The following is a 10,239-nucleotide window of genomic DNA, read 5'->3' on the forward strand; positions in this document are numbered from 1 at the left end:
GACGGAAACGACAAACCGGTGGGGTGAAACTCCATACTGCCTAAGCAGGGCTACGCGATCAATCTCTGTGAGGCACGACTAGGACTACGCGATCAACTTGACATGAGGCACTACGATCGGCAGTCCAGTACCATGTAAAAGATAGACCGGTCTATTTAAGGTGTGTTACCAGCCGAAGCGCAAGAAACCCCGGAAATACAAGGAACTTAGACCGCTCACTTGCCTCGTGGGGCCCTGTCCGCGTGGGACGCCTCACGTCACGGCCTGCCTGCATCTGCATTCTGTAAGCGCTCATGGTTACTCTTGATGGAGACGCAACAGTCCATTTGGAGGCATAGTCTTATGACCGCGAACGCTGAGCAGACCAGCTTGTCCGCACCCACTTCTCACCAGAAGCTGGCGCAGTGGGTGTCCGAGGTGGCAGCGCTGACCCAGCCGGATGCTATCCACTGGGTAGACGGTTCCGAATCCGAAGACCTCAAGCTCAAACAGCTCCTTGTTGACGCCGGTACGTTCACCAAGCTCAACGAGGACCTGTTCCCTAACTCTTACCTCGCTAACTCTGACCCTGCCGACGTCGCGCGTGTCGAGTCCCGTACGTTCATTTGCTCCGAGAAGGAAGAGGACGCAGGCTTCACGAACAACTGGATGGACCCGGTTGAGATGAAGACCAAACTCAACACCCTTTTCGAAGGCTCGATGCGCGGCCGCACGATGTACGTCATCCCGTTCGTGATGGGCCACCTCGACGCGAAGAACCCTAAGTTCGGTGTTGAGATCTCTGACTCCGCATACGTCGTGACCTCGATGCGCATCATGGCCAAGATCGGTAACGAGGTCTTGCGCAAGATGGAGGAGACGGACGCGTTCTTCGTCCCGGCGTTGCACTCGGTTGGCGCCCCGCTTGAAGAGGGCCAAGAGGACGTTGCGTGGCCATGCAACGAAGAGAAGTGGATTGTGCACTTCCCAGAGGAGCGCTCGATCGTCTCCTATGGTTCCGGCTACGGCGGTAACGCACTGCTCGGTAAGAAGTGCTACTCGCTGCGTATCGCCTCCGTCATGGCACGCGATGAGGGCTGGCTCGCGGAGCACATGGTGCTGATGCGACTGACCAACCCGGAAGGTAAGTCCTTCAACATTTCCGCTGCGTTCCCATCGGCATGCGGTAAGACCAACCTCGCCTTGATCGACCCAACCGTGGACGGCTGGAAGGCCGAAGTCCTAGGCGATGACATCGTCTGGATGAACTTCGACGAAGACGGCGCTCTGCGTGCAGTCAACCCTGAATACGGTTTCTTCGGCGTAGCGCCGGGCACCGGCTGGTCCACCAACCCGAACGCGATGCGCGCCATCGCTAAGGGCAACACGATCTTCACCAACGTCGCACTCACTGACGAGGGCGGCGTCTGGTGGGAAGGCATGACCGACGAAGCCCCAGACCACCTGATCGACTGGCAAGGTAATGACTGGACTCCGGACGCAGGCCGTACAGCGGCCCACCCGAACAGCCGTTTCTGCACGCCGATCAGCCAGGCTGACATGCTCTCCGAGGAGTACTACAACCCAGACGGCGTCAAGCTGGACGCGATCATGTTCGGTGGCCGCCGCAAGACCACCATTCCGCTGGTCTCCCAGGCTCGCAGCTGGACCCAGGGCGTGTTCTTCGGCTCGACTCTCTCCTCTGAGACGACCGCGGCCGCAGAAGGTGCTGTGGGTGTTGTCCGCCGCGACCCAATGGCGATGCTCCCATTCATCGGCTATGACGCGGGCGACTACCTCAACCACTGGGACAAGCTACGCGACCTTCCAGCGGCTCAGGGCGGCAAGAACCTGCCAGCCGTGTTCTTGGTCAACTGGTTCCGACGCAACGCTGAAGGCGGGTTCGCGTGGCCTGGCTTCGGCGAGAACTCGCGTGTTCTGAAGTGGATCTGCGACCGCATCGAAGGCAAGGTTGAAGCTGAAGAGACCCCGCTGGGTCTGATCCCTGCTGAGGGCTCGCTGGACCTGGTTGGTTTGGAGATCAGCGATGAGGATCTCGAAGCCGCAACCCGCTTCGATGTTGAAGAGTGGAAGAACGAGCTTCCACTTATCGAACAGTGGTACGAGAACTTCGGCGATCACCTACCAACCGCTATGCGCGCCGAGCTGGACGCTTTGCGCGAACGCCTCGGAGCCTAAACGCCAAGCATCAGCTGAAGCCGCACGCACGGCTTCAGCTGATGCTGTGAACTGATAACGATGCCGCAGTCACTGTGTGAGGTGACTGCGGCATCGTTGTTGTCTGCAGAGAAAGGTGGGCCCCGTGGCGGAATTGACGCTGATTTTCGATGGCCGCTGTGGTGTGTGTACGCGGGCTGCGGGTTGGTTGCGGCGGCTTGATAGGGGTGGCCGGATCCAGCTGAGGGCCTCGCAAGAGCACGGGGTGCGTCAAGCGTACGGCCTCACGCAGGCTCAAACGGATGTTGAGATTTGGGGCTTCCGCGTGGTTCCCGGCGAAGGCCGCGTCATGGTTTCCCATGGTGCCGGTGCTGCGGCGATTGCGTTGGATGTCGCGATGGGCACGCGGATTTTTCGAAGCCTGTATCGTTTCCCGCCGCTTCGGTGGTGTGCGGACCGTGTGTATGCGTGGGTGAGCGCGCATCGCGGAAGGTTCCCGGGAACTACTCCGTGGTGTACGCAAAACCCCGGAGCCTGCGAGGATACTCAAGTATCCCGCGCAAACCCCGGGGCATGCGATGCAACGCAGCCATCCGGTGGTGCGTAGCTGCGTAGCTGCGTCAACGCCCTCAGGCTGGACGCTGTAGCTACTGACGTCTTAGCCGCGGATGATTCCGAGCACGGTATCGCGGATGCGTTCCATCGTTTCTTGGTCTGCGGCTTCTGCGTTGAAGCGAAGCAGAGGTTCGGTATTGGATGGCCGCAGGTTGAACCACCAGGAGCCGTCGGTTGCGCTCACGGTGGTTCCGTCGAGGGTTTCGATTGTGGTGTCGTCACCGGAAGCGAGCTCGTCAACAACTTTCTGGGTTGCGGCCGCGGCGTCGGCGACCGTGGTGTTGATCTCGCCGGACGCGACGTACGGGTGGTATTTGGCGACCAGCTCCGAAAGTGGCTTATCTTGACCGCCGAGCGCGGCAAGAATGTGCATCGCGGCCAGCATCCCGGTGTCTGCGAAATAGAAGTCACGGAAGTAGTAGTGAGCGGAGTGCTCACCGCCGAATACTGCGTTCTCATCGGCCATCACAGCTTTGATGAAGGAATGCCCCACGCGCGTTCGCACCGCCCGGCCGCCGGCCGCTTCAACCGTTTCCGGCACTGCTTTGGACGTGATGAGGTTGTGAATCACCACCGGGGTTTCTTCACCCTCGGACTTCGCGCGGGCGATCTCGCGGGCGGCAACCAACGCGGTGATCGCGGAAGGGGAGACGGCATCCCCGTTCTCGTCCACAACAAAGCAACGGTCCGCATCGCCATCGAAAGCAAGCCCAAGGTCTGCGCCGTGCTTCTTCACGGCCGCCTGGAGGTCTGCGATGTTTTCGGGCTCGATGGGGTTGGCCGGGTGGTTCGGAAAGGAACCGTCCAGCTCGAAATACAGCGGCACGATCTCAAGTGGGAGGGCATCCAGCGCGGAATCGCCCAGTACGGCCGGGGTCGTGAGGCCAGCCATCCCGTTGCCCGCGTCAACAACCACTTTGAGGGGGCGGATACGGGAAAGGTCGACGAGCGAACGCAAGTGCCGGGCGTAATCAGGCAACACATCGCGGTGTTCAATCTCAGCACGCGCATTGAGAGGCTGAGGGAGGCCTTCGTTGAGGTACTTCTGGGCGAGGATGCGGATGTCCTCGAGGCCCGTGTCAGCAGAGATCGGTTTAGCGCCGGCACGCGTCATTTTGATGCCGTTGTAGCCGGCCGGGTTGTGTGAGGCGGTGAAAGTCACTCCGGCGGCGTCGAGGGAGCCGCTAGCGAAGTAGAGCTCATCGGTAGAGATCTGGCCGAGGACCAGCGGGTGTGCGCCACGCGCGGCGAGGGTCTCAGCGAAAACTCTGACGAACTGTGTGCTGGAAGGCCGCATATCGCCGCCGACGAGCACGGTGGCCCCTGCCAGTCCGAGCACGTCGACGAAAGCCGCGGCGGTGGCTTCTACTGTTTCTTCTGTGATGCTCTCGCCGACGATACCGCGTACGTCATAAGCTTTGAATGAATCGCTGAGATTGATCGTGGTCATAAGTGTCAGACTACGCTGTCACGCTTTGCTCAATGGTCAGACTCACGGAAACAGCGGGAGGCGTGGGATGGAATTTACAGGTAACGATGCCCTGTCTGCTGACTTCGATGCGGATGCGGCTCTTGCCGCGTTACGCCGTCTGGTGGGCCGGGAAGGCACAGACAGCGAGCGTGTCCAGTTCCATCCGGGGCAGCTTGAAGCGATCGAGGCGCTTGTGGGGCGTCGGCGTAGGGCGCTGGTGGTTCAGCGGACCGGTTGGGGTAAGTCTGCCGTGTATTTTGTGGCGACCGCGCTGTTGCGGGCTCAGGGAGCCGGCCCAACACTGATTATTTCTCCGCTGTTGGCGCTGATGCGTGATCAGATTGCGGCGGCTCAGCGGGCTGGTGTGCGCGCGCAAGCGATCAACTCGGCGAACGCCACGGAGTGGGAACAGATCCGCGGTCAGCTCGCCGCAGATCAAGTGGATGTCTTGTTGGTGTCTCCGGAGCGGTTGAATAATCCGCGGTTCCGTGAAGAGCAGCTTCCGCAGCTGGTTGAGCGGATGGGGCTGCTCGTGGTGGATGAGGCGCACTGTATCTCTGACTGGGGGCATGATTTCCGGCCGGATTACCGCAGGATCAAGGACCTCATCGAGCAGCTTCCGCAGGATGTGCCGGTCTTAGCGACTACCGCGACCGCGAACGAGCGCGTTGTTCGGGACGTTGAGGAGCAACTGGCCGCGGGTGGCCAGGATGTGTTCACGTTGCGTGGCCCGTTGGCGAGGAAGTCGCTACGTTTGGGTGTTTTGCGGATGGCAAGCCCGCGTAAGCAGTTGGGTTGGCTCGTGCAGCATGTGGGGCAACTTGCCGGTTCCGGGATTATTTATGCTTTGACGGTTTCCGCGGCCGAGGACATCGCTCAGATGCTGCGTGAGGCGGGCCTGAACGTGCGGGCCTATACGGGGCGCACGGATCAGGATGAGCGGCACGAGCTTGAAGATGCGTTGAAGAATAATCAGGTCAAGGCGTTGGTTGCGACCTCCGCGCTGGGTATGGGGTTCGATAAGCCTGATCTTGGATTCGTGGTGCACGTGGGTGCTCCGAGTTCCCCGGTCGCGTATTACCAGCAGGTAGGGCGTGCTGGGCGTGGCGCTGCCCGGGCGGATGTCATGTTGTTGCCCGGGCCTGAGGATCGGGAGATTTGGCGGTATTTCGCGTCTGCGTCGATGCCGCAAGAGTCCGTGGCCCGCGCTGTGCTCGATGCGTTGGCTGAGGCCGGTGGGCCGGTTTCGGTTCCTGTTTTGGAGGCGCGGGTCAATGTTCGCCGGACCGTGCTGGACCTGTTACTCAAGGTGCTGGCTGTGGATGGCGCGGTTGAGCGGGTCCAGGGCGGCTGGGTGGGTACCGGTGTTCCGTGGGTGTATGACCGTGAACGGTATGAGCGGGTGGCGGCGGCGCGTGAGGCTGAGCAGGAAGCAATGCTTGCGTATGAGCAGACCGAGGAATGCCGGATGCGTTTCTTGTCTGAGCAGTTGGATGACCCGCACGCGGAGGATTGTGGAATATGCGATAACTGCGCTGGCCGCTGGTTCCCTACCGAGGTGGGGGACGAGGCGACGCAACTGGCTCAGGGTGGTCTGAACCGAGTTGGTGTTGAGATTGTGCCGCGGAAGATGTACCCGACGGGGCTTGCGGCGTTGGGTTTGGATGTGAAGGGCCGGATCCCTGCTGAGCTTCAGGCCGGTGAGGGGCGCGCGTTGGCTAGGTTCACTGATTTGGGGTGGGGCACACGCTTGCGTGAGCTACTGCAACAGCAGACCCCGGATGCGCCGGTGGCGCCCGATGTGGTGAACGCGTGCGTTAAGGTCGTGGGGGAGTGGTCGGCTGCGGCTGGCTGGATGGGCCCCGAGGGCATGCCGTCTTCTGAGCGTCCGGTGGGGATTGTGGCGATGCCGTCTACGCGGCATCCGCAGCTGATCTATAGCTTGGCGTCTGAGTTGGCTCGGATTGGGCAGATGCGCTTCATGGGTGCGCTCGCATATTCGGGTGCTCCGCCGCGGTCTGGGCCGGGCGGTAACTCGGCGTACAGGTTCGCGGATGTGCGTGACGCGTTCGTGGTGCCGTCTGCAATGGGTGAGGCGGTGGCTTCTGCGCCGGGCCCGTTGTTGCTCGTGGATGACGTGGTGGATTCGCGGTGGTCGATCACGAGCGCGACCGCAACCTTGCGGCAGGCGGGCGCTCCAGGGGTGTTGCCGTTCGCTTTGGCGGTTGTTGGTTAGCGGGGGTTCGTAGACTTAGTTATATGGATCCAACGTTTCTAGTCTTGGGTGTCGTTGTTGTCGTGGTCGTGGTTGTGCTGGGGCTACGGTCAATGGCTAAGCGTGCGCAGAATAAGCTTCGCTCCAACACCACACCTGAGCGTGCCCGTGAGGTTTCTGAGCTTCTGGACACCGAAACCCATAAGGCGGTGTATGCGAGGATCGCTCAAAATGACCTGATGGGTGCCGCCCAGTTGATCAAGAGCGCCACGAACCGTTCCAACATGGATTGCGTCACTGACGTGGTGGCGTTGCAACAATACCCGCAGATCAAGACGGAACCTGCGTTGCGTGAGATCGAGACGCCTGAGTTTGAGTCGCCGGGGACTGGGGCGCCTTGGGAAGGGCAGTCGCGGGACGGGGAAACATCGGGATCCAGCGCGTCCCGTACTGAGTCGTCGGAGTCTTCTGTGGATTCCGGGGTACAGGACGGGGCCGGTAGCGAGCTTGACCTGGGTAGTGACCAGGATTGGGCGATCCCTGAGGACTGGGCGGTTAAGTACGGTGATGAGGCGGCTGCCTCTGAACGGCACATGAACTTCACACACAACGATGGCGTGCGGGAGCATTCGTTTAGTACCCAGGACATTACTGGTGCCGAGCGGGATCAGTTCATGGCCAAGATGCGCGATGGCCGTTTCGATGAGGCGGCCGAGATCATCGCGCGCCACATCGATTTGGACCAGGAGATGATCCGCCGTGCTTTGGAGGCGAACACGTCGGCTGGCACGAGCGATGGCATCACGCTGCAGGTCAATGTTGAGGATGGCCGCACGGTCATGTTCAGCACGGATCATTTGAGCGAGCCGGAGCAGGACGCGTTCATGATGGCGATGCGCACCGAAGATGTGGACGCGGCGATGGATATTTTCATGCGTCACACCGGTGTTGATGAGGAGCACGCTCGGGAGGTGCTGCAACAGATTGCGCACCTGTATAAGCGTGGACGGTAGGTCTGCTGGTGTAGCTGTTTTGCGCATATCAGTTGTGCAGTATTGAGATGTCCGCTTTTGAGTTTTGAATAGTCGGTTTTATCGCTTTAGGAGGGTGACATGGCATTGGCGCCGAACGGAAACGATCCATTTGCTGGTTTGGGTGAGGTCCCAAGCTTTGAGCTGACGTCTACCACGGTTAAGGATGGTGGGATGTGGCCGGCTGAACAGTACTCGGGTGCTTTCGGTATCGAAGGCGGCCAGGATATTTCGCCGCAGTTGAGCTGGTCTGGCGCGCCTGAGGGCACTAAAAGTTTTGCTGTCACAGTGTTTGATCCGGATGCCCCAACTCAGTCGGGTTTCTGGCACTGGGTTCTCACGCGTATCCCGGCTTCGGTCACGGAGCTCGATGAGGGTGCCGGTAACGGCTTGGACCTTCCGGAGGGTGCGTTCCAGCTGCGTAACGATGGCGGCCAGCCGGGCTTCATTGGTGCCGCGCCTCCGCAGGGGCATGGCCCGCATCGTTATGTGATTACGGTGCATGCTTTGGATGTTGAGGATCTTGGTGTGGATGGGGATACGTCGCCGGCTAAGCATGGCTTCATGATGTTCGGGCACACGTTGGGCCGGGCAACCATGGTGGTCAACGGGGAGATCCCAGCCTAGGTTTCAGCGTGGTTCCCGGCTGTAGGGGCTGAGTTGTTTTTGAGGGCGGTTTCGTGGCGTGAGCTGCGGGGCCGCCCTCGTTGAGTTAAAGCCTCACTCTGTCTGGCGGTGTGATTGGGTTGCGCTGATGGGGCTGGGCTCTGTTAAGGATCGCTAATCTTAGGGGGTGCTTAGTAAGCGTAGCCTAGCTTTGCTAGCGCTGAGAGGTGGGGAGGAGGAAACTGTCCATATGAGTTCAACGAGTGTGGGACATGAGAATAGGCCGGAACCGCATCAGGTTTCGGGGCATGCGCAGAAACTGAACTGGTTGCGTGCCGGTGTTTTGGGAGCTAATGACGGCATCGTCTCGGTTGCGGCTGTGGTGGTTGGTGTCGCTGGGGCGACAACTCAGATCGGCCCGATTTTGGCGGCCGGTGCTGCTGCCGTGATTGGTGGCGCGGTGTCGATGGGTCTTGGCGAGTATGTTTCGGTTTCTTCGCAGAAGGACGCGGAGGAGGCGTTGGTCGTTAAGGAGAAACGTGAGCTTCTTGAGGATCCGGAGGGGGAGCTGGAGGAGTTGACGCAGCTGTATCAGCAGCAGGGGCTTTCACGGGATACTGCGGAGAAGGTCGCGGTTGAGTTGACTGAGAAGCATGCGTTGAAGGCGCACCTGCAGATGGAGCTCAACATTGATGAGGATGACATCGTGAGCCCTTGGCATGCGGCGTTCGCATCGATGCTTGCGTTCTTTGCTGGCGCGATTTTGCCGATGTTGACGATCGTTCTGCTCCCGCATGGCGCGAATATTGTGGGCACGTTCGTGGCGACCCTGGTTGCTTTGGCGTTGACGGGGGCGGTTGGAGCCAAGCTGGGTGGTAGCTCGCCTGTCAAGGCCGCTATCCGCGTGGTTGTTGGTGGCGCGCTCGCGCTCGGATTCACGTACCTCGTGGGCTACCTTCTGGGTGCGTCAGGAGTCGCTTGAGGTGTAAGCGTTTCAGTACAAGAAGCATGCTTCTAATATGGCTTTAGCCCGGCACCCTTAAAGGGTGCCGGGCTAAGACGGTCTATCACTAGTTACCTGAAAACACAGTTAGTCGAGGTTAGCGATGGCGTAGTCGGCCTCTTCTTTGGTGAACTTTTCACCGTGTTCACTTGTCAATTGGTCATGAATTGCGCTTGGAGACATAGCCATCGATTCTTGATAATTCTTGGCTGTTTCGAGGGCGTTCTTTTTATAGTCTGCCTTGAGATTGTCTATCGCGTATTGAGCTGCTTCTTTAGTAAATTTTTCACCGTACTCGCTGGTGAGCTGTTCATAGATTCCGGCCTTGCTCATGTGCATCGTATCGGAGTAGGTCTCCGCAGTTCTGAGTGCTGACTTATATTCCGTCGGAATTGTCTTTTCAGTTGGCTTGTCAGTTTTTGTAGAGGCGCTCGACTTCTCACCGTCACTTGTCTGTGACTTATGCGTCTCTGAAGCTGATGGGGTCGAGGAGCCGGCCGGTGAGGCGTTCTCGTCACCTCCGTTAGCCAATGCATTGATGATGCCGATACCGAGGACGACGTAGATGGCAATCATCCACCAGCGGGTCCAAAGCGACTTTTTCTTGGTAGTCGCGGGGGAGCTGCTCGAGGATGGAATGTCACCCGGCTCAGACGCTGGTGGCACCTGTGGGGAGTTATGGTCTGACACGTATGAACCTCCAAGATGAATATGCATTTATCTCTTCTTTGCAACAGTATTGTCCCATAAAATGTGTCCAATGGATTTCGATATGGCTTTACGACATTTTTCTACATATCTGCGTAGCCCACGTCGCGACAGGGTGGCACAGAAAATTGCTACCCCAGTAGTCACGTGCAACAGATGTAACGGCAACAGGACGATCCCCGGGAGTATCGGAGCTGCAAGGTAAGAAAATCGTTTCGCGGGGTTCTTTAGAGACCCCAGCGCCGGAACGATGACGCGACACATCAACGCCCCAGAGCATAAAAAATGTCGGGACATCGTGTGAACGATGTCGGGCTAAGGGTCAGAATGTGTGTCTGGGGTTGGTGTTTTCGGCTGTGTTGGCGCGGGTTTCAGCGGATATATATGGCTGCTGGGCATATATCGGTGGTGTGAGCGTTCATTCCTCGGTGTG

At 59.3% G+C, this 10,239-nt stretch carries 8 protein-coding genes; 6 read left to right on the forward strand and 2 right to left on the reverse strand.

Translation table 11 applies throughout. The features are described 5' to 3' along the window. The first annotated feature begins 342 nt into the window (after window positions 1-342). Both MHJ63_RS09675 and MHJ63_RS09680 read left to right on the forward strand, forming a co-directional pair. Entirely contained in the window at window positions 343-2,178 is a 1,836-nt protein-coding gene (locus tag MHJ63_RS09675; protein WP_239447293.1) for a phosphoenolpyruvate carboxykinase (GTP), read from the forward strand. Window positions 2,179-2,302: 124 nt separating this feature from the next. Beyond that, entirely contained in the window at window positions 2,303-2,764 is a 462-nt protein-coding gene (locus MHJ63_RS09680; RefSeq protein ID WP_239447294.1) for a thiol-disulfide oxidoreductase DCC family protein, read from the forward strand. A gap of 51 nt (window positions 2,765-2,815) precedes the next feature. Here the strand turns inward: MHJ63_RS09680 and MHJ63_RS09685 are convergent, their stop codons facing one another. Next, entirely contained in the window at window positions 2,816-4,222 is a 1,407-nt protein-coding gene (locus MHJ63_RS09685) for a phosphomannomutase/phosphoglucomutase (protein ID WP_239447295.1), read from the reverse strand. 67 nt (window positions 4,223-4,289) lie between these two features. On the opposite strand from MHJ63_RS09685, the gene MHJ63_RS09690 reads away from it, so the two are divergent. The 4 genes from MHJ63_RS09690 (at window position 4,290) to MHJ63_RS09705 (ending at window position 9,077) form a co-directional block, all read left to right on the forward strand. Further along, a complete protein-coding gene (locus MHJ63_RS09690) occupies window positions 4,290-6,479 on the forward strand; it encodes a RecQ family ATP-dependent DNA helicase (RefSeq protein WP_239447296.1) in 2,190 nt (729 codons plus the stop codon). A 23-nt stretch (window positions 6,480-6,502) separates the two neighbouring features. Continuing rightward, on the forward strand, window positions 6,503-7,471 hold the full coding sequence (locus tag MHJ63_RS09695; RefSeq protein WP_239447297.1) for a hypothetical protein: 969 nt from the start codon (window positions 6,503-6,505) through the stop codon (window positions 7,469-7,471). A gap of 99 nt (window positions 7,472-7,570) precedes the next feature. Then, a complete protein-coding gene (locus MHJ63_RS09700) occupies window positions 7,571-8,116 on the forward strand; it encodes a YbhB/YbcL family Raf kinase inhibitor-like protein (RefSeq protein WP_035757410.1) in 546 nt (181 codons plus the stop codon). 229 nt (window positions 8,117-8,345) lie between these two features. Next, window positions 8,346-9,077, forward strand: a complete 732-nt coding sequence (locus MHJ63_RS09705) for a VIT1/CCC1 transporter family protein (protein WP_239447298.1) — start codon at window positions 8,346-8,348, stop codon at window positions 9,075-9,077. Between the two features lie 108 nt (window positions 9,078-9,185). On the opposite strand, the gene MHJ63_RS09710 is transcribed toward MHJ63_RS09705, so the two are convergent. Next, window positions 9,186-9,788, reverse strand: a complete 603-nt coding sequence (locus tag MHJ63_RS09710; protein WP_232219315.1) for an Ltp family lipoprotein — start codon at window positions 9,786-9,788, stop codon at window positions 9,186-9,188. Window positions 9,789-10,239: the final 451 nt, after the last annotated feature.

Source organism: Pseudoglutamicibacter albus (assembly GCF_022346425.1).
Lineage (GTDB): Bacteria > Actinomycetota > Actinomycetes > Actinomycetales > Micrococcaceae > Pseudoglutamicibacter > Pseudoglutamicibacter albus.